Raw genomic sequence first — 18,344 nt, forward strand, 5'->3', positions numbered from 1 at the left:
GGGAGTCGCCGTGGGACGGAGCGTGTCGGGAGCAGGGGAGTCAGGGCAATGGCAGGTCAGGACGACAGGGCGCGTGGATTCAGGGTCATCGTCAGCAGCGAGGAGATGCGGCGGATCAGCCACAGGCAGCAGGCCGAGCGCGCGCGCGACGGGGAGATTGCGGTGTACGGCACGCCGGATGAACGGCGGGCGCTGCGGGCGAGAAACAGCTGCGGGACGGCCCTCCCGTTTGATTCAAAGCTCGACCTGTGAGGGCGCAGTGATGGTGGGCGTTGGAATCCTTCGCTAAGCCACCGCGCCCTGTTCCGGCGAGGGTGCGTTGGCTTAGCGAAGGAGCGCAGCTACACGCTTGATCCGCGACTCGCCCTGCCATCGACCCCGGGGCGGCTGACGGCCCGCCCGGCCAGGGTAGGCCAGGGTAGGCCAGGATAGGCCAGGGTAGGCGAGGGCACTCAGGGCGAGGGCCAGCCCGGCGTACTCTCCGAGGACTGGCTGATGCGCGCCATCAGCCGCTCATGGGCGTCACGCTCCGCACCGCTTGCCCGGATCACCGGCAAGGCGGCCTCGCTCGGGCGCACCAGGGGGGTTGGCGCAAGACGGCTTGCGAAGCGCTCGCGCCCTGCGTTCGGGGAGAGCGCGACCCGCCGCTCCTCACCGGTCATCCGGATGAAGACCTCGGCGAGGAGCTCGCAGTCGAGCAGCGCGCCGTGGAACTCACGCCCACTGGTGTCAACACTGTAGTGCAGGCAGAGCGCGTTCAGGTTGTTCTGCTTGCCCGGGCGGCAGACGTTGGCGTAGCGCAGCGAGTCAAAGACGCCATCGACATAGTCATCGATCTTGCCGTAACGCTCCTCACCGAGAATCTTGTTGCAGCGGGCAAGCTCCGCGTTCAGGAAGCTGACATCAAAGCTCGCGTTGTGGGCGACCAGCGTGGTCCCGGAGACAAAGGCGAGGAAATCGTCGACCACGTCGACAAAGCGCCTGCCCTCCGAGAGACGGATGACATCGCCCAGGCGAAGCCCGTGGACATCGACCGCAGACTGCGGGATCTCGCGCTCCGGGTGGGTGTACTGCTGGTAGTGCGTCCGCGCCTCGGCCGGGCTCGCCCGGCCCTGGGGCAGCTTGACCACGCCAAGCTCGATGATCCGGTCGGCCTCATCGCCACTGCCAGGCCGTGGTGCCGCCAGAAAACCGGTGGTTTCCGTATCCAGAATCGAAATCGGTCGATTGAAGTCCATGGCCGTCCCCGTGCGAGTAAGTCTTTATTATATCATCAATGAAATAGGGCGGTCGCGGCTACAGCGCCAGGTTGCCAAAGCGCGAGTACTCGCCGGCGAAGCGCGTGCGCACCGTGCCGATCGGGCCGTTACGCTGCTTGGCGACAATCAGCTCGGCGATGTTCTTGTCGCGCGTATCCGGGTGGTAGACCTCGTCGCGGTAGACGAACATGATGAGATCGGCGTCCTGCTCGATGCTGCCCGAGTCGCGCAGATCCGAGGCGACGGGGCGCTTGTCGGGACGCTGCTCGAGGCTTCGGTTGAGCTGCGAGAGCGCGAGGACCGGGGCGTTTAGCTCCCGCCCGAGGTTCTTCAGGCCCCGGGAGATCTCGCTCACCCGGTCGTTGGTGTTGTTCGCCGTGCGCGAGCCGCTCATGAGCTGGAGGTAGTCGACCACCACCAGGTCCACGGGCTCGATGTTGTGCTCGCGGTGGGCGCTCGCCGAGAGCGCATCCAGGGTCAGCCCCGGGCGGTCATCGATGCGGATATTGAAGTTGGCGAGCTTCTCGGTCGCCTCGGCAAGGCGCGCCTCCTCGAGCTGCGAGAGCTTGCCGGAGCGAAGCCGCTGGACGTTGATCTCGCCAACCGAGGCATAGGAGCGCTGGAGGAGCGAGCTTGCCGGCATCTCCATGCTGAAGATGAGCGCGCGGTTGCCGAGCGCGCAGGCATGCTCGACGATGTTGATGGCAAGCGCCGTCTTGCCCATGGACGGGCGCCCGGCGAGGATCACCAGGTCCTGGCGCTGGAGCCCGAGGGTGAGGCGGTCAAAGTCGTCAATGCCGGTGGAAAGCCCGGTGATGCTGTCGCCCCGCTCGGTGCGCTCGCGCAGATCCTGGAGATAGGGCGGGAGGAGATCACGATAGCTCCGGGCATGGCCGCCACCGCGGGTGCCGGCGCGCACCACCGACTCGCTCTGTGCACGCACCCGCCCGAGGAGCTCATCGGCGCCGGGCACCTGCGGGTCGGCAGCGCTTCGAATGAGCGCCTGGCCAAGGGCGGCGACATCGCGCCGCGCGGTGTAGTCGCGCAGCAGCCGCACATGGCCGTCCACCGCATCACTGGCCGAGGCCTGTGCGAGCAGCCCGGAGACGTACTCGGGATTGACCTCGCTTCGCAGCGCGTCCGCCACCGACAGGGGGTCGCTTGGCGCCCCCTCGCCACGACGGGTCTTGATCGCCGAGAAAAGCGTGCGGTGTTCCGGCACATGGAAGTCCCCGGCATCCAGGGCGCCGGCGATGCGGGCGGTGTCGCCAGGGGCTGCCAGCAGGCGGCCGAGCACGGCCTGTTCGGCCACCAGGGAGTAGAGCGCATTGGGATCAATCTGCATGATGTCCTCGCTGTGAGAGGACTAATATAATTAAGGATGTATAAAACGTCAACCGGCGATGGGTTTTGGCGTGAAAAAATAGTATAATAATGAAATCAGAGCAGAGGGTGAGTCGATGCCAGCCAGTCAGTTCGTGCACCTCGGGGTGCATACCGAGTATTCCCTGTCAGATTCGCTGGTGCGCATTCCCGCGCTCCTTGAGGCGGTGCGCGAGCGGGGCATGGCCGCGGTGGCCATGACCGACGCCGCCAACCTCTTCGCCATGGTGCGCTTCTACAGGCAGGCGATCAAGGCCGGAGTGAAGCCGATTGTCGGCGCCGAGATCGATCTCACCGGTGCGAGCGGCAACGGCATGCTGACGCTGCTCTGCCAGAACATGCAGGGCTACCGCAACCTCACGCGGCTCATCTCCCAGGGGTACACCGAGGGTCGGGCGAGCGATGACGCGCTGCCGCTCTACAACGAGGAGTGGCTCGACACCCACGGGGCGGGGCTGATCGCGCTCTCCGGCGGGCGGCGCGGGCAGATTGGCCGGGCGCTTCTTGGCGGCGAAACGGCACTCGCCGCCGAGCTTGCCCGCGCCTTCGCGCTGCGCTTCCCGGGGCGCTTCTACATCGAGCTCCAGCGCACCGGCCACCCCAAGGACGAGCGCTACAACCAGGGCGCACTTGAGCTTGCCTATGCCTGCGAGCTGCCGGTGGTGGCGACCAACGCGGTGCGCTTCCTCGACCCCGGCGACTACGCCACCCACGAGGTGCGTGAGTCGATCGCCGCCGGCACGCCGGTCGCCCGCTTGCAGGTCGAGGAGACGGCGCGAAGCACGCCGCACCAGTCGCTCAAGACGCCCCGGGAGATGGCGGAGCTCTTCAGCGACGTCCCCGAGGCGATTGCCAACACGCTCGCGATCGCCGAGCGCTGCTCGCTTGATATCGAGTTCGGCGCCAACTACCTGCCGCAGTTCCCCGTGCCCGCCGGCATGGACGAGGCAGGCTTTCTCGCCGAGAGCGCGCGCCAGGGCCTGGAGGCGCGGCTTGATCTCCTCTATGAGCGCAACGCTGCTGACTTCCATGAGACCCGCAAGGCCTATGACGAGCGCCTCGCCTATGAGCTTGGCGTCATCAACGACATGGGCTTCCCGGGCTACTTCCTGATCGTCGCCGACTTCATCCAGTGGGCGAAGGACAACGGCGTGCCGGTCGGCCCTGGGCGTGGCTCCGGCGCGGGCTCGCTGGTCGCCTACTCGCTCAATATCACCGACCTTGATCCGCTGCGCTACGATCTGCTCTTCGAGCGGTTTCTCAACCCCGAGCGGATCTCGATGCCCGATTTCGACGTCGACTTCTGCATGGAGGGCCGCGATCGGGTGATTCGCTACGTCGCCGAGAAGTACGGCCAGAAGGCGGTCAGCCAGATCATCACCTTTGGCACCATGGCGGCACGCATGGTGGTGCGCGACGTGGCCCGCTCGCTTGGCCACCCCTACATGTTCGGCGACCGTGTCGCGAAGCTCATTCCCGATGAGCTTGGCATCTCGCTCGAGCGGGCGATGGAGACCGCGCCCGAGCTCGCCCACCTCTACGAGGTCGATGGCGACGTCCGCGAGGTGATCGATCACGCCCGCAAGCTCGAGGGACTGACCCGCCAGGTCGGCAAGCATGCCGGTGGCGTGCTGATCGCCCCCGGCGAGCTGACCGACCACACGCCGCTCTACTGTGATGCAGACGGCAGCGGGCTCCTCTCGCAGTTCGACAAGGACGATGTCGAGACTGCGGGGCTTGTGAAGTTCGACTTCCTCGGGCTTCGCAACCTCACCATCATCAAGTGGGCGCTCGATGCGATCAACGCAAACCGCAAGGCGAGCGGCGAGGCGGCGCTCGATATCCTCACCATCGACATGGAGGACCCGGAGACCTTCGCGCTCCTCAAGCGCCAGGAGACCATCGCCGTCTTCCAGCTCGAGAGCCAGGGCATGCGCAATCTCATCAAGCGCCTGCAGCCGGATACGTTCGAGGACATCATCGCCCTGGTGGCACTCTTCCGCCCCGGCCCGCTCCAGTCGGGCATGGTCGATGACTTCATCAACCGCAAGAAGGGGCTTGCCGAGATCGCCTACCCCCACCCGCTGCTCGAGCCGATCCTCGCCAACACCTACGGCGTGTTCGTCTACCAGGAGCAGGTGATGCAGTGCGCGCAGACGCTCGCCGGCTACACCCTCGGCCAGGCCGACAACCTGCGAAAGGCGATGGGCAAGAAGATCGCCTCCGAGATGGAGAAGCAGCGCTCGAAGTTCATCGACGGCGCGGTTGGCAATGGGATCGAGCGCGACACGGCCACACGGATCTTCGAGCTGATGGAGAAGTTCGCGGCCTACGGCTTCAACAAGTCGCACTCCGCCGCCTATGCGCTGATAGCCTGCCAGACCGCGTTTCTCAAGGCACACTACCCGGCCGAGTACATGGCCGCCGTGCTCTCCTCGGAGGTCGCGCACATTGAGAAGCTGGTGGGCTTTCTCGACGAGACCCGCGGCATGGGCCTTGCCATCCGCCCGCCCTGCGTGAACCGCTCCGGCGCCTATTTCCGGGCGCTCGACGGCACCGACATTCTCTACGGGCTTGAGGCGGTGAAGGGGATCGGCGAGAAGGCGGTGGCGCGGATCATCGGCGAGCGCGAGAGGGGCGGACCCTACCGGGATCTCTTCGACTTCTGCCTGCGCTGCAACCCGAACAAACGCGAGCTCGAGGCGGCGATTCGCGCCGGCGCGCTCGATGCCTTCGGCCAGGAGCGCTCGGTGCTGCTTGCTTCCTATCCCGAGATCCAGGCGGCGGCGAGAAAGCAGGCGAAAAGCGCCCCGGCGAGCCAGGATCTCTTCGGCGACGCGCCACCGGGAAGCGTGGTGCGCTACCGCGAGGCCGCGCCGCTTACCATCGAGGAGCGTCTTGCAGGCGAGCGCGCCTCGCTTGGCGTTTTCCTGAGCGGACACCCCATCGACAGCCACCGCGCCGAACTCTCGCAGATCATCACCGGCAGCATCGCCGAGTGCCTGGGCCGAAGCCTCGATGGCGACGCCGCCGCCTCGCGCCAGTCCCGCCCGGTGAAGGTCGCCGGCATCATCACCGATCTGCGGGTGCTGAACGCCAAGGGCGGCAAGCGCGCGGTGATCACCCTCGATGATGGCAGCGCGCGCACCGAGGTGAGCGTCTTCCAGAATACCTTTGCCGAGTATGGGCACCTGATCGCCCAGGATGCGATTGTTGTCGTCGACGGGGCACTGCGCTACAACCGCCGCCGCGAGGCGATGGAGATCTCGGCAAGCCGCCTGCTCGACATCAATGGCCTGCGCGAGCAGCTGAACTGCCGCCTGACCCTTGAGATCGACAGCAGGACGATCGGCCCGGGCGTGCTCCAGGACCTGAAGGGATTGCTGCTCGCCCATGAGCGGGGCAACTCGCCGATCGAGGTGAACTACCACCGCGCCGATGGGGCGCTGCGCCTCATGCTCGGCGATGACTACAACACCGCCATCTCCGAGCCGCTGCTGCGCGACCTGCGCGATCTCCTCGGCACGGATGCCGTCACCCTCGACTACGGCACTGAGGCCCCCGAGCGGCCGGCACCAAAGGCCGCCGCCGCGGCGAGCCGCGAGGAGGCCGCTGCCGAGGGCGAGCGAACCCGCGCCGATCGCCACGCGCGGATCAGCCGGTTGCTCGACGAGGCGGCAGCAGCGCTCGGCGTCTAGCGCACTATTCCATTGGCTATTAATTTTCTGTATATTAATAGCCAACAGGAACTCTGCCGGATAATAACAACAAGATGGCCGATGCCGATATCGTATCGCTCAATCGCGACTTTCTGATGATCGCCCGCGAGATCTGCCAGCGCCTCCCCGATGAGGCGCCCTGGCGGCTTGGCCTTGCCGAGGAGATGGTGGGCGTGGTGGCCGAGATGAGCCGGGAGATGATCGCCGAGATCGCGCAGAGCGCGGTGCCGGTGTTCGCGCTTCGCCTCGACGCGCAACTCCTTGGGCGGGTGCGCGCGGCAAGACCGCGGCGCTCCGCCCTGATCGCCTATCCGCGCAAGGGGGCGCTGCATGACGCCTGAGCATGAGGGCCTGGTGGAGCGTTCGCGGCGGATCGGTCTTTGTGCCGAGCTCTGTCGCATGGGTGCGCGCTCGGCGGTGGCCGCCGATCTACTCGGGTTGCCGCGGCGCCTTGCCATCCAGGTCTACCGCGAGGTGACCGGAGCGGCCGGCCCGCCGCGCGGGCGAACACCGCAGTCGCTCGAGTGGTTCTTTGAGTCCCACCGCCGTCGCGCCCAGGCAAGCCATCTCGCGCTTTTCATCGATGCCGCGAGGACTGCGCTCATCCCGGGCGAGCGGCTGCTCGCCGCCTACCGGAGCTATCGCGCGCTGCACCCGGGGTCTGTCATTGATATCAATCGCGCCGCGGCCCTGCTCGAGGGGCTTTCGCGCGGTGGCGTGATGCTTGGCAGCTGCGAGGCTTGCGCGGCGCGCGTGATCAGCACCGGAGAGCCCCGTGTCTACGGCGCGGAGTGCCCGTTTTGCCGCGGCGAGGGCGGCGAGCACCAGACAGCGAACGCGAGGCTGCCGCAGGCGGCGAGCGCATGACCATGGAGAGAGAGGTGGGTAACGTGACAACGACAACAACAGGCCCGGCCCCGCGCCTGGCGCTCGGCCTGGCGCTCGCGCTTGCCGCGACACTGGCCGTCGGCAGCGCGGAGGCGCGCGGCAACCCCTTCGAGCGACCGGCACCGGTGGTGGTCGAGCCCAAGCCGATTGAGCGCGACCTCGAGATCCTCGATGAGCCGCCGGCGATCGACGCGGACGACGAGGAGGCTTTTGATGAGCCGCGTCTGCCCGATGCACTCACGGCCGAGCAGCATGCGCGGGTGCTTGCCGCCGCGCGCTTCATTGGAACAACAACAATCAACCAGGAGCTAGTCGATGTCTTCCATTTTCAGCCGAAAGCCTGCTACCTCGTGGAGGCTGCGGAGCAGTTTGTCGCTAGTCGCTGCCTGCGCCTTGTTCGCAACTGGCTGCGCGACCCTGCCGAGTAGCTTTCCGGATGGCGCCGGCGAGGAAGCCGTCGCCGGCGCGATCGATGACTGGGCACTGACCCCGGCGCTGGTGAGCGAGCGGCTCGGCACGCCGCTGGTCGTCACCGCGCCCGAGGCGCTGCCGCGGCGCTTTGCCGAGCAGTACATCGAGCTCTCGCTCAATCGCGGCTCGACGCTGGCCGACTTCACCTACTCGCTTGGCCTGATGGGGATCCCCACCATGGTCAACGACAACGCGCTCGCCGATCGCGGCGTGTGGGTCCCGCACTACGCGGGCTCGGTGGGCAAGCTCCTTGATGCGATCTCGAGCTCGCTTGATATCGCCTTCACCTGGCGCGACGGGATTCTCTCGATCGAGGAGCGCTCGCGCTACGTGGTGAAAGTACCCCAGGAGGCGGAGATCATGAGCGCGGTCGCATCCGAGCTCGCCTCGCTTGGCGCCCATAACATCGTCACCTCCCGGGGCTCTGGCACCGTGGCCTTCCAGGTCAACAAGGGCGATGAGGCGATGGTGCTCGACTACCTCAAGCGCGTGGCCGGCAACGCTGCCACCGTGAGCCTGCAGGTGGCGGTGGTCTCCGTGCAGCTAAACCGCGAGACCCGACGGGGCTTTGACTGGAGTGCGATGGGTGCGAGCTATACCCGCGGTGGTCCGGTCAACTTCGGTGGTGGCAACGGTGGCAACGGCGGCAACACCCCGGGGGCGGAGATCGGGGACGGCACCGGTGAGATCCTCGCACTGGCTGCCAACACCACCGCCGAGTCCGCGGGGGCTGCGGCGAGCACGCTCGGCGCCAAGCTCTCCGGCAGCGGCATTGAGCTCCTGGTGCGCGGCGGCGAGTTCAGCCTGAACGGACTGCTCTCGACGCTTAGCACCTATGGCAATGCGCAGACGACACAGAATCTTGTGCTGAAGACGCTCTCCGGCTCTCCGGTTCGCATCCGTAGCGGCAACGAGGTGCCCTATGTCGATAACGTCGGTGTGACCTCCAATGAGAACACGAGCCTTGGCAGCGCCTCGACGAAGACCGCGCGCGAGGGGCTCACCATTGAGATGACGCCGATCTACGACGCGGAGACGGGCCTTGTCACCATCGACATGGACATGGAGCTGAACTCCATCCTCGCCTTCGTCGAGCTCCAGGCCGGCAACCAGATCGGCACGCTCACCCAGCCGAATATCCAGGAGCAGTCGTTCAACGACATCGCCCAGATCCGTGCCGGGGAGACGGTCGTGGTGGGCGGCATCGCCTATGACCAGGTGAGCGACAACCGCAACACACTCGGCGGGCTTGAGCGCCTGCCGCTTGGCCATCGTGCCGACCGCGTCGAGCGGCGGGCCCTTTTCATTGTCGTGCGACCCACGGTGAGACAGTATGAATTCGACTGAGAAGACCCCCGTTCGCATCGTCGTCGACTTCCTGCCGGGTGTCGCGCCGAAGGATGCCGAGAGCTTTGCCCGCGGCTTTATCCGCCGCCATGGCTACTCGATCAGCCGCGCGGCCTACCGGGTGACGCGCTACCCCGGCGGCTGCGCCTACGAGATCCACGAGGGCGGTGCGCAGCGCGCGCTGCTGCCCGGGATCCTGAAGCACCTTGAGCTCGCCGAGGAAGTGCACGTGGTGACCGGCACCCGGGTGCTGCGGGTGCAAAAGACCCGTTCCGGCTACCAGGCGCTGCTGCTCCCGGAGGGGCAGGCGGCGGAGTGCATGCCGATCAAGCCGGGGCCGCGCCTGAAGCCCTACCAGAATCTTCACGTCGGGCTCATCAACTTCGCCGCCGCGCTGCTCAGTGTCAGCATCATCGCCTTCGGCGCAACGCTCGGCGCGTTCGTGCTGCTTGGCAACGCGGAGCAGCACCAGGTGGTGGACGGCACGGCGCAGAAGGTGACGCAGCTGCCGATCGAGCGCTTCCCGGCGATGCGCGAAGGCTACTTCGTCGAGGAGCATCGCTTCCGGGGCGGGCGCTGGGAGCAGCCTGTCTACGTGCAGCCCGAGGAGGCGGTGATTGCCGAAGTCCTTGAGACTGTCGGCGATGAGGTGCGCTCGGCCCTTGATGAGGCGGTCACTGCCGGGGTGGTCGATGCACCGGGCGTGCGCGAGTCGCGCCCTGGCAGCCGGACACAGGCGCGCGCCGAGACGCAGTCAGCCGGCACCGGGGATCGCGGCGATGGCAATGCCGAGCCCGAGGAGATGCTCCCGGCGCACCTGCGCGTTGCCCGCTCGCAGATCCTCGGTGGCGCACGGGCGCTGACCCGGGCCATCCAGCGTCATGAGAGTGAGGGTGGGGAGGCGCTCAGCGCCGGTGCCGACCTGCGTGAGCTTGTCAGCGCCCGGGCGATCGCGGCACTGCCGGGCGTGCCCCGCAGCGTTGTGGCGAGTGGCGGGCAGTGGACGCTCGGCGAGGATGGCGCACTTCTTCTGCCGATCACCGAGCGCGCGCTCTGCCAGGCGCTTGCCATCGAGGGCGGGGCGGCGCGCATTGGTGAGCGGGTGGCTGCCAACCGCACGCTGCAATGTATCCAGCGCCAGGGGGAGACGGTCTTCACGGTGCGCTATCACGAGGCGGGCGGGGCGTAGGGCCCCGCCGGCACGGACTCTGGGAGAACAACGATCATGAAGGGTACGAATCTACTGGCGGCACTACTGATGCTGCTTGCCGCAACCGCCTGCCTGGGGGCAACCGGCTACCTGGTGGCGCAGACCCACGAGCAGGCAATCGGGGTGGTCGAGGGCCGGCTTTCCTCGCCGGATACGGCTGCGGCCTGCGCACGTGCGGCAAGCGCGCTTGGCTTTGAGGTGCTGCGACGGGGTGCCGAGGTGGAGATTGCACAGCGCCGCCTGGCTGCGCCTGAGCGACAGTATGCGCAGGCCTCCGCTGTCATCCTTGCCTGCACCGACTACGCGCTTGAGGGCTTCTGCGCCGGCGAGGGCTGTGGCGAGCATCAGCTGAACCTGGTGCTCCGCCGCGCAAACTAGGCGCAGGGCTGTGCACTGTCTGCGAGCCAGGGCCTCCCTGGCTCGCACTTTTTTGGGGCACCAGCCTGTCAGGCGCAGGCAAAAATCAGTGCCGAACGCCATGAAAAAGACACGCCAGGCGGAATAAAGACAAAATTGATGTTTATTTAATGTTGAGGGGAAGGCCCCAGGGCCCTAGACTAAACCTGTCGATCAACGACACCAATCGCATAAAACAATAAGGAGAAATGCGACCATGTTTAACCTGATCATCACCGTGATTTCCATCGCCCTCGTGGCAGCCCTGGCCCTCGCCTCCATCTACTACGGCGGCGACGCGCTGTCCCGTGGTTCCGCCAAGGCCACCGCTGCCACCCTGATCAACCAGGGCCAGCAGCTGAACGGCGCCACCATCATGGACGCCCAGGACAACGGCGGCGTGAAGCGCGAGATCAGCCAAGTGGTTACCGCTGGCTACCTGTCTGCCCCCCCGGCCGTGCCCGGCAGCGTGAACGCCGATTCCGGATGGGCCGTGGCTGACCTGACCGTTGGTGGCGCGGAAGTTTCCAACTTCGTCGTGGTCGGCAACAACGCCGAAGTCTGCCTCGAGATGGAAAAGGAAGCCGGTCGTGAAGACGGCGACAGCGTTGTCGCAGACCTGCCAACCACCAGCCAGGGTGGCACCTTCGGCTGCTTCGAGTCCGCACCTGGTGGGAGCGAAGATGCCGCTGAGCACACCTTCTACTACGTGCGCTAAGACAGGCCGAAGCTGAAGGACCTACAGGCCGGGGCGCATGCCCCGGCTTGTCTTTTCAGGGTTTTCGTATAAAATAAACGACATAATAATAACAAGCTACGGAGTGCCGCCATGATCACCCGCATCGATCGCATCCGCCGTGCCCTGCACGTGCTCGACTACGTCCTGGCAGCCGCCGTCATCATCTACGGCATGGCAAGCGGCAGCGCGCTTGCCTTCGCGCTCGGTGTCGCAGGCCTGGGGCTTGCCTACATGCGCCCTGCCAATGGGGTTGAGGCGCTGATCCGCCGCCGCCTTGGCGCCCGGTAGCGCGCCGCCATGGGCCAGCTCTTCCTCGTCCTCGTCTCGATCTCGCTCTCGGCCGCGCTGATGCTCTCGACGATCAGCTACCTGAACCCGGGTGCGGGCTACGCATCAAAATGGGCCGACCGCATGGAGCCTGGCGTGATGCGCCTTCGCGACGGGTTCAGCGACTATGTCGATGCCACCGGCTTCGCGCCGGCCGCCCACGCCGACTTCATCCCCGAGTACACCTTCCTGCCGCCAACGCCGCAGGGACTCACCTGGGGCTTTGGCAGCGCGCATGGCGGCTACTACAGCTGCGCGAGCGGCACGGCGTCCGAGCCGATCGTGCGCGCGCTCGTCATCCTCGAGCGCCGCCAGTCGCCCGGCTCCTTCATCCTCAACGACAGCTGCGGGGAGCGCACCGCGTCACTCCCCGCACCCGGCTCCAACGGCCAGACGGCACTCGCCGTCACCGTCTGGCTGACCGGCTACAGCGAGTAGATACAGCATGAGAAACGCAACAGCGCTTGAGAACTTCCTTACCGAGAGCGGCATGGTCTCAGAGGACGTGCTCGCCGCCGCCCGCGCCGAGCAGGAGGTGACCCGCGAGGATCTCGGCAGCATCCTCATTCGAAACGGCTTTATCCGCCAGCAGGACTACGTCCAGGCCGTGCTCGCACGAAGCCCGGACCAGATCGTCGATGAGCAGGTCTTTGTCTCCACCATCCCCAATCACGCGCTGATCGACACGCGCACCATGGTGGTCGCCGAGACCGAGGACGATCTCTACATCGCAACGCTCTCGCCGGAGGCCGTGGTGCGCGAGGTGCTTGGCGAGTTCGACTCACGCCCCCTGCACTTCGTGCCGCTCGTCTCGAGCAAGCTCGATCAGTACCTGGCCGACCTCGATCGGGTGCGCGAGGGCGACGAGGAGTCGCTGCTTGACCGCATCGTGCGCATGGCGCTGACCGGCGGGGTCTCCGACATCCACATCAACCCGCGCGATCGCTCCTACTCGATCCTCTTCCGCCATCTTGGCGTGCGCCGCATTGTCCATGAGGGCAATCTTGATGAGTACCACACGCTCTCGGCGCGCATCAAGGATCGCTCACACATGGATCTCTCCGAGCGCCGCCGCCCCCAGGACGGGGGCTTTCAGATCGAGTACAAGCGCAAGATGGTCGACATGCGCGTTGCCACCGTGCCGGTGGTCGACGGCGAGGAGATCATCATCCGGCTGCTCGACCCCGACGCGGTGAACCCCCGCCTTGATAACCTCGGCATCACCAATATCGCCGAGTGGCGCCGCGGCTTTACCCGCGCCGACGGGCTCTGCCTGATCTGCGGGCCGACCGGCTCGGGCAAGACCACCTCGCTCAACGCCTCGATCCGCGAGATGGACCGCTTCGGGCGCTCGATCTACTCGGTGGAGGATCCGGTCGAGTACCGCGTACCCTACGTCGCACAGGTCAACATCAACCCCGGCGTGGGGCTTGACTTCGCCTCCGCCGTCAAGGCATTCATGCGTGCCGACCCCGACGTCATCGTGCTCGGCGAGGTGCGTGATGCCGACACCGCGCGCAACATGATCAAGGCCGCGGAGACCGGCCACATGGTGCTCGCTACCCTGCACACGAGCTCCATCCACAACGCCGTCGGGCGGCTGCGCGACATCGGTGTGGAGGCAAACGAGCTCCGCTACCTGCTGCGCTCGGTGCTGGTGCAAAAGCTCCTTCGCACCACCTGCCGCCACTGCGGCGGCGCCGGCTGCAAGCGCTGCCTTGATTCCGGCTACGGCGGGCGGACCATCGTCTCCGAGTGTGCCTACTTCCACGACGAGGAACAGGTCGAGCGCATGATCAATGGCGAGCGCTGGTGGCCGCGGGTGGTCGAGGACGCCGTTGGCAAGTACCGCGAGGGTGTGACCAACAAGAAGGAGCTGGTGCGCGTCTTCGCAGGCGAGGCCGAGGCGATCCTCGAGGCCGGCGAGGGCGAGGCCACCACCGCGCCCGATGCGGCTCGCCCCGGGCAGCCAGGCGACAACCAGGAGGAGTGCTGATCCATGGCTCACTACAAGGCACGCATTCACGGCCGCCAGGGCACCCAGGTCATCGAGGTCGACGCGGTCGACGCCCAGGACGCCGAGCGCAAGGCCTCGCGCCAGGGCCAGGTGCTGTCGGTCAAGAAGACCTTCAGCATACAGATCGGCGGACTCAGTTTCCCCGAGCGCCAGATCATGATGACCCGCCTCTCGCAGATGCTCGCCTCGAAGCTCGGCGAGGGCGAGTCGCTCAAGCTCATGCGCAACACCTTCTCCGGCGGCATCAAGCGTGTCGCCCACCAGCTCCTGATCAAGGTCGAGTCAGGCGCCGATCTGCCACGGGCGATCGAGGAGGTCGGCCAGCCGCACTTCCCGCCGAACGTGGTGGCGATGATCGCCGCCGGCTCGAAGTCCGGCGACACCTGGCGCGCGCTTCGCGACGCCGCCGAGTTCGAGCGCGAGATGATCGCAATCCGAAAGGGCGGCAACGCCACCATGATCAAGTCGATCGCGGTGATGCTGCTCTCCATGGTGGCGATTGTCGGCACCGTCTTCTACGGCTACCCCAAGGTCATGGACAACCCCATGATGCGCGCCTACTCCTCGAGCGTGAACGTCGACTGGGCCGTGGATCTCTCCTATGCGATCTCCTATCTCATCATCGGCGTACTCGCGCTTATGGCCGCCCTGGGGCTGCTCTCAACCGTCGGCCGGGTGCTCTTCCCCCGCGGCGCCGATGCGGTCATCCTGCGCATTCCCTACTTCAAGGACCTGGTGCTCGCCCGCTACAACTACATCGCCTTCTACGGGCTCTCGATGCTGATTGGCACCGGCGTGCGCCTGCGCGATGCGATCCTGCTCACCGCCGGCACCATGCGCAAGGGCGCCCTGCGCGCGGACATGGAGAAGGCAGCCGACGCCATTGCCGCCGGGCGGGAGTGGTCGAACTCGCTTCGAAGCCTCCACCCGACAGACCGCGCCGCACTCTCATCGAGCATGGACAAGGCGCAGATCGCCAACTCGCTCTCGAACATCGGCGTGCAGTACAAGGAGCTCTACCGCATCCGCGTCGAGGCCCTCGGGCCCATGCTCCAGTCGGTGGCCATGCTCTCCATGACCATCGCCGGGGTCATCATCTTCGCACTCATCATCCTGCCCATGATGCAGGTGATGGAGGGCATGCTCTAGGCAACCAGGTTGATTTAATTAAATGAAAAATATATAGTCGTGGTGAAAGGCGCCGCGACGTCAAGACAACAACAAGAAAGGAGTCGCAACCGTGTTCAATCTCGTCCTCTCCATCATCAGCATCGCGCTGGTGGCAGCGCTTGCCATCGCGTCCATCTACTACGTCGGCAGCCAGGTCGAGAATCAGCGCGCACGCGCCGACGCCGCCGGCGCCATCAATAACTCCGAGCAGATCATCGGCGCGATCAACTTCTACCGCACCGATCGCGCAGGGCGCATGCCAGCGCAGATCGGAGACCTGGTGACCGCGGGCTACCTCTCCGACATCCCGCCGGGCGACTGGGCCTTCGGCGAGAATTCCGTGACGCTGTCGGTACAAGACGAGCGCGGCTGCCGCCTGGTCAACGCCCTCTACAACGGCCACAACTTCGTCTACGTCGGTGAGGTTGGCGAGACCCGCTCCTATCTCGACGGCGAGGTGACCATCACCAACCCCGACAAGGGCTGCTACGCCGTGGGTGATGCCGGCGGCGAAGAGAGCGACGACTAGACAAAGCGCCTCACCCCGGGGCACCGGGGCTTGCTAGACGCCGGAGATGAGCCACCAGTCGCGCAGGCGCTGGCGGCGCGTCTTCGGTGCCGGCGCCTGCGCGAGGCCCTGATCGGCCAGCGCACGCGAGAGCGCCCTGCTCGCCTCACGCAGGGCGAGCGCCTCAAGGCGTGCAATGCGCTCGGCGCGCGGCGCGCGACTCATGCGAAGGCGGATCGCAACCAGGCTAAGCGCCTGGTAGGCCGCTTCATGGCTCGCGGAGAGGGCCGCGGCAAGACACGTGATCTCGGCGCGGGAGAGCTCGGCGTCGGGAATCAGCATCCGCAGCACGAAGTCAGAACCCTCCCCGGGCGCCCGCGCGTGCACCTCGGGGTTGTACTGCGCCATCTCGAGCGCGGCATAAAGACGCGGCGGCGAGAGCCGCTCCTCCCCCTCCGGCCCCAGCCGCTCGGCGCGCTCGACCGCCTCGACAAGCTCCACACAGTAGGCCTCGAGGGCCGCCATCGCGAGCGGCTGCCTGCGCACCTGGCAGTCCAGCAGGTGAGCGCGGAGCGCGCGATTGTACGCCTCGCCCCGCCGCGCCGCCGCACTGCCCGGATCTCGGTGGGCGCGCAGCGACTCAAAGGCCTGAAGATACTGGCCGCGTAGAACCTGAGCCATCGGACTCCTCCTGGGTTGACAATAAAAGAATAAATTAACTTGAAAATAAAGACAACCTCGGTTATTGTTTTGACAGGTGAGAACCAGAGTCCGGCCACAAAGACCGGACCCATAACAATAATAAGAGGTTCACCATGTCGTCTCCCTCTCTTGAGCGGGCGCTCGCCGATGCACTGGCGCGCCTTGATACCGGCTCGCGCAGCGAGCGCAACAACGAGATCGCCCTCAACTACTTCGGGCTCGATGGTCGCGGCGGCTGCTCCATGCAGAGCGCCGGCACGCCCCACGGCCTGACCCGCGAGAGCGTGCGCCAGATCACCAACCGCGTGGCCGGCGCGCTGCGCGCGGCACCCGGCGAGATCCCCGGCGTACTCGGTCGTGCCCATGCGGTGATCGAGGATCTGATCCCCATGGCCGCCGATGCCCTGGAGGCAGCGCTGGTCGCGCGCGGCATCATCACCCCGGGCTTTCGGATCGAGGGCGTGCTGCGCGCCTTCGACGTACTCGACGCCCCCGCGCCAGAGGCTGCGGTCTACAGCGTCGATGAGCGCCGCGTGGTGCTCTCCGAGGCCGATATCCCGCACCTTGAGTTCGCACTCTCCCGCGCCCGGCAGCTTGTCCCGCATAACGGCGCCTGCGGCGTCGAGGCGCTGGCGAGCGCCCTGCCAGGGGCGCTTCAATGGGAGCACCGGCTTCGCATCGTGCGCGCCGCGGCGAACCTGCGCGCCGATGTCGTCTGGGTCTGCGACGGCGCCTGGTTTTTCTTCGGCGCAACCGGGCGTAACCGCCTGCTGAGAAACCTCGACAAGCTCTTCTCGGTCTGCGAGGCGGTGGATATCGAATCCGTCCACCAGGCGCTCAGTCGCGCCTGGAACAAGGCGCCGCGGCCCTACTCGAAGATGGTCACAATCGAGGCGCTTCGCGGCGTCATCGCGCAGAGCGGGCGGTTTGTCATCGACGACCAGGGGATCGTGCGGGCACTCGCCCCCTGCGACCCCACGGTGGTGCTCCCGGAGATGGAGTTCGCGCTCGCCCGCTTCCTCGCAGGCGGCACGGACCTCATGCGCCGGGAGAAGGAGATGGAGGACGCCCTGGTGGGCGAGCCGACCGCGAAGTTCGGCTTCTCCATGGCGCTCAACTATGCACCGTTCGTTGGCCGCATTGAGAAAGAACCGGAAGAGGGCAAGGGCTGCGATAGCGAGGACGGCGAGGAGAAGATCGAGTGGGCCCGCGGCATCTATCGGCTGGCCGGCACGCCGCGCGCGGAGACCCTTGGCCATGCCTAGCGCATCGGGCTGCGCACGCGAGCGCCTCGTGCGGCGCCTCGCGCTTGCCTGCGGCGTACCGCCAGCGCGCTGCCTCGCGGCAGGCAGCGCACTGCGCGTGGTCGATGATGCGACACTCATCGCCGAGTGCGTGCGTCAGGCGTCCGGTGCGGCAGCGCTTGGCTGCGAGGCGCTGCTGCGCGAGCCGGCAGGCGCGGAGTCGGCACTGCTCCTTGGCATCTGTCCGATCGCCATGCGCCGGCTTCTCGCCCTGGGTCACCACGACCTTGGCACTGATGCGCTGCGGGGCAGTGCCGCGGCGCTGCGCGCGGCGCTGTCACTGGTGAGTGATCTGCCGCCGGACAGCAGGCTCCGGGTCGGGGCGCGCTCGCTCGCCCCGCGCGCCATCACCGAGGCCTGGGATGAGGCCCATGGCGTCACCATGAGCCGCCTCGAGGCGGCAGCAGGTTGTGCGTGGATCCTGCCAGGCGCACTTGGCGAGAGTGCTGGCCTCGACTACTGCTCGGCACTGCTGCGAAGTCTCCCCCAGGCTGGCATCGGCGCGCCCTTCCTGCGCACCCTGCGCACACTCGGAGCCGCCGCGCTGGAGGAGTCCTACCTCACCCACCTGCGCCGGGTGCGCTGGGTGGGCGAGCTCGCCGATGCCTGCCCCGGGGCCGCCGACTTCTATCTTGCCTGCATGCCGGAGGTGCTGCTTCGCCTCGCCTCTCGGGAGGCGAGGGCGACGGGTCAGGCCTCGCTCGCAGAGCGCGTTCGGCGGGCCAACAGCGAGATGGGGTGCATTCTCGTCGCGATACGCCGGGCCGCCATGGCCGGCGGCACCCCCGCACTGGCGAGCCGCCAGGGCGAGGTCAATGCCATCGCCTGGGAGCTTCGCCGCCTGAGCGCGCTGCTGACCCCGGACTGAGGACAGCGCGCCTTGCGCCCGGGCACATGGATCAAT

The 18,344-nt window shown here is 66.7% G+C and carries 19 protein-coding genes; 16 read left to right on the forward strand and 3 right to left on the reverse strand.

All coding sequences use genetic code 11. The features are described 5' to 3' along the window. The first annotated feature begins 48 nt into the window (after positions 1-48). Positions 49-252, forward strand: a complete 204-nt coding sequence (locus J2T57_RS06425) for a hypothetical protein (RefSeq protein ID WP_253475985.1) — start codon at positions 49-51, stop codon at positions 250-252. Between the two features lie 200 nt (positions 253-452). On the opposite strand, the gene J2T57_RS06430 is transcribed toward J2T57_RS06425, so the two are convergent. Further along, positions 453-1,238, reverse strand: coding sequence for an exonuclease domain-containing protein (locus J2T57_RS06430; RefSeq protein WP_253475989.1), 786 nt, complete (start codon positions 1,236-1,238; stop codon positions 453-455). A 58-nt stretch (positions 1,239-1,296) separates the two neighbouring features. Beyond that, entirely contained in the window at positions 1,297-2,604 is a 1,308-nt protein-coding gene (gene dnaB / locus J2T57_RS06435; RefSeq protein ID WP_253475992.1) for a replicative DNA helicase, read from the reverse strand. A gap of 115 nt (positions 2,605-2,719) precedes the next feature. On the opposite strand from dnaB, the gene dnaE reads away from it, so the two are divergent. From dnaE to J2T57_RS06500, 13 genes are all read left to right on the forward strand, one after another. Continuing rightward, complete coding sequence (gene dnaE / locus J2T57_RS06440; protein WP_253475995.1) at positions 2,720-6,340, forward strand: DNA polymerase III subunit alpha; 3,621 nt, start codon at positions 2,720-2,722, stop codon at positions 6,338-6,340. Between the two features lie 74 nt (positions 6,341-6,414). Beyond that, positions 6,415-6,702, forward strand: a complete 288-nt coding sequence (locus J2T57_RS06445; RefSeq protein ID WP_253475998.1) for a flagellar transcriptional regulator FlhD — start codon at positions 6,415-6,417, stop codon at positions 6,700-6,702. Continuing rightward, positions 6,692-7,228 (forward strand): FlhC family transcriptional regulator, encoded by a 537-nt coding sequence (locus J2T57_RS06450; RefSeq protein ID WP_253476001.1) that lies wholly within the window; start codon positions 6,692-6,694, stop codon positions 7,226-7,228. The genes J2T57_RS06445 and J2T57_RS06450 overlap by 11 nt, the downstream gene beginning before the upstream one ends. Further along, a complete protein-coding gene (locus J2T57_RS06455) occupies positions 7,225-7,677 on the forward strand; it encodes a hypothetical protein (protein ID WP_253476004.1) in 453 nt (150 codons plus the stop codon). Before J2T57_RS06450 ends, J2T57_RS06455 begins: the two co-directional genes overlap by 4 nt. After that, positions 7,643-9,067, forward strand: coding sequence for a type II secretion system protein GspD (locus J2T57_RS06460; RefSeq protein WP_253476006.1), 1,425 nt, complete (start codon positions 7,643-7,645; stop codon positions 9,065-9,067). Before J2T57_RS06455 ends, J2T57_RS06460 begins: the two co-directional genes overlap by 35 nt. After that, a complete protein-coding gene (locus J2T57_RS06465) occupies positions 9,054-10,256 on the forward strand; it encodes a hypothetical protein (RefSeq protein WP_253476009.1) in 1,203 nt (400 codons plus the stop codon). The genes J2T57_RS06460 and J2T57_RS06465 overlap by 14 nt, the downstream gene beginning before the upstream one ends. A gap of 36 nt (positions 10,257-10,292) precedes the next feature. Continuing rightward, positions 10,293-10,655 carry a hypothetical protein gene (locus J2T57_RS06470; RefSeq protein WP_253476011.1) on the forward strand — a complete coding sequence of 121 codons (363 nt, stop codon included), beginning with the start codon at positions 10,293-10,295 and terminating at the stop codon, positions 10,653-10,655. A 235-nt stretch (positions 10,656-10,890) separates the two neighbouring features. Beyond that, entirely contained in the window at positions 10,891-11,391 is a 501-nt protein-coding gene (locus J2T57_RS06475; RefSeq protein ID WP_253476014.1) for a hypothetical protein, read from the forward strand. 111 nt (positions 11,392-11,502) lie between these two features. Beyond that, entirely contained in the window at positions 11,503-11,700 is a 198-nt protein-coding gene (locus J2T57_RS06480; RefSeq protein ID WP_253476017.1) for a hypothetical protein, read from the forward strand. Positions 11,701-11,709: 9 nt separating this feature from the next. After that, positions 11,710-12,177 carry a hypothetical protein gene (locus tag J2T57_RS06485; RefSeq protein ID WP_253476019.1) on the forward strand — a complete coding sequence of 156 codons (468 nt, stop codon included), beginning with the start codon at positions 11,710-11,712 and terminating at the stop codon, positions 12,175-12,177. Positions 12,178-12,184: 7 nt separating this feature from the next. After that, the gene (locus J2T57_RS06490) at positions 12,185-13,735 is read left to right on the forward strand and encodes a GspE/PulE family protein (protein ID WP_253476022.1); all 1,551 of its coding nucleotides are present in this window, start codon (positions 12,185-12,187) and stop codon (positions 13,733-13,735) included. A 3-nt stretch (positions 13,736-13,738) separates the two neighbouring features. Then, positions 13,739-14,905, forward strand: coding sequence for a type II secretion system F family protein (locus J2T57_RS06495; RefSeq protein ID WP_253476025.1), 1,167 nt, complete (start codon positions 13,739-13,741; stop codon positions 14,903-14,905). 91 nt (positions 14,906-14,996) lie between these two features. Then, positions 14,997-15,455 (forward strand): hypothetical protein, encoded by a 459-nt coding sequence (locus J2T57_RS06500; RefSeq protein WP_253476027.1) that lies wholly within the window; start codon positions 14,997-14,999, stop codon positions 15,453-15,455. Positions 15,456-15,488: 33 nt separating this feature from the next. On the opposite strand, the gene J2T57_RS06505 is transcribed toward J2T57_RS06500, so the two are convergent. Further along, the gene (locus J2T57_RS06505) at positions 15,489-16,115 is read right to left on the reverse strand and encodes a hypothetical protein (protein ID WP_253476029.1); all 627 of its coding nucleotides are present in this window, start codon (positions 16,113-16,115) and stop codon (positions 15,489-15,491) included. 134 nt (positions 16,116-16,249) lie between these two features. Here J2T57_RS06505 and J2T57_RS06510 point away from each other — a divergent pair, with 134 nt between their 5' ends. Further along, on the forward strand, positions 16,250-17,401 hold the full coding sequence (locus J2T57_RS06510) for a hypothetical protein (RefSeq protein WP_253476031.1): 1,152 nt from the start codon (positions 16,250-16,252) through the stop codon (positions 17,399-17,401). After that, on the forward strand, positions 17,394-18,308 hold the full coding sequence (locus J2T57_RS06515; protein ID WP_253476033.1) for a hypothetical protein: 915 nt from the start codon (positions 17,394-17,396) through the stop codon (positions 18,306-18,308). Before J2T57_RS06510 ends, J2T57_RS06515 begins: the two co-directional genes overlap by 8 nt. The last annotated feature ends 36 nt before the right edge of the window (positions 18,309-18,344 follow it).

Source organism: Natronocella acetinitrilica (genome assembly GCF_024170285.1).
In the GTDB taxonomy this organism is placed as follows: domain Bacteria; phylum Pseudomonadota; class Gammaproteobacteria; order Nitrococcales; family Aquisalimonadaceae; genus Natronocella; species Natronocella acetinitrilica.

Excerpts from the sequence above, each read along its gene's own strand:
- J2T57_RS06425 (WP_253475985.1), top strand. The coding sequence starts at position 49 with ATGGCAGGTCAGGACGACAGGGCGCGTGGATTCAGGGTCATCGTCAGC.
- J2T57_RS06430 (WP_253475989.1), bottom strand. The coding sequence starts at position 1,238 with ATGGACTTCAATCGACCGATTTCGATTCTGGATACGGAAACCACCGGT.
- dnaB (WP_253475992.1), bottom strand. The coding sequence starts at position 2,604 with ATGCAGATTGATCCCAATGCGCTCTACTCCCTGGTGGCCGAACAGGCC.
- dnaE (WP_253475995.1), top strand. The coding sequence starts at position 2,720 with ATGCCAGCCAGTCAGTTCGTGCACCTCGGGGTGCATACCGAGTATTCC.
- J2T57_RS06445 (WP_253475998.1), top strand. The coding sequence starts at position 6,415 with ATGGCCGATGCCGATATCGTATCGCTCAATCGCGACTTTCTGATGATC.
- J2T57_RS06450 (WP_253476001.1), top strand. The coding sequence starts at position 6,692 with ATGACGCCTGAGCATGAGGGCCTGGTGGAGCGTTCGCGGCGGATCGGT.
- J2T57_RS06455 (WP_253476004.1), top strand. The coding sequence starts at position 7,225 with ATGACCATGGAGAGAGAGGTGGGTAACGTGACAACGACAACAACAGGC.
- J2T57_RS06465 (WP_253476009.1), top strand. The coding sequence starts at position 9,054 with ATGAATTCGACTGAGAAGACCCCCGTTCGCATCGTCGTCGACTTCCTG.
- J2T57_RS06470 (WP_253476011.1), top strand. The coding sequence starts at position 10,293 with ATGAAGGGTACGAATCTACTGGCGGCACTACTGATGCTGCTTGCCGCA.
- J2T57_RS06475 (WP_253476014.1), top strand. The coding sequence starts at position 10,891 with ATGTTTAACCTGATCATCACCGTGATTTCCATCGCCCTCGTGGCAGCC.
- J2T57_RS06480 (WP_253476017.1), top strand. The coding sequence starts at position 11,503 with ATGATCACCCGCATCGATCGCATCCGCCGTGCCCTGCACGTGCTCGAC.
- J2T57_RS06485 (WP_253476019.1), top strand. The coding sequence starts at position 11,710 with ATGGGCCAGCTCTTCCTCGTCCTCGTCTCGATCTCGCTCTCGGCCGCG.
- J2T57_RS06490 (WP_253476022.1), top strand. The coding sequence starts at position 12,185 with ATGAGAAACGCAACAGCGCTTGAGAACTTCCTTACCGAGAGCGGCATG.
- J2T57_RS06495 (WP_253476025.1), top strand. The coding sequence starts at position 13,739 with ATGGCTCACTACAAGGCACGCATTCACGGCCGCCAGGGCACCCAGGTC.
- J2T57_RS06505 (WP_253476029.1), bottom strand. The coding sequence starts at position 16,115 with ATGGCTCAGGTTCTACGCGGCCAGTATCTTCAGGCCTTTGAGTCGCTG.
- J2T57_RS06510 (WP_253476031.1), top strand. The coding sequence starts at position 16,250 with ATGTCGTCTCCCTCTCTTGAGCGGGCGCTCGCCGATGCACTGGCGCGC.
- J2T57_RS06515 (WP_253476033.1), top strand. The coding sequence starts at position 17,394 with ATGCCTAGCGCATCGGGCTGCGCACGCGAGCGCCTCGTGCGGCGCCTC.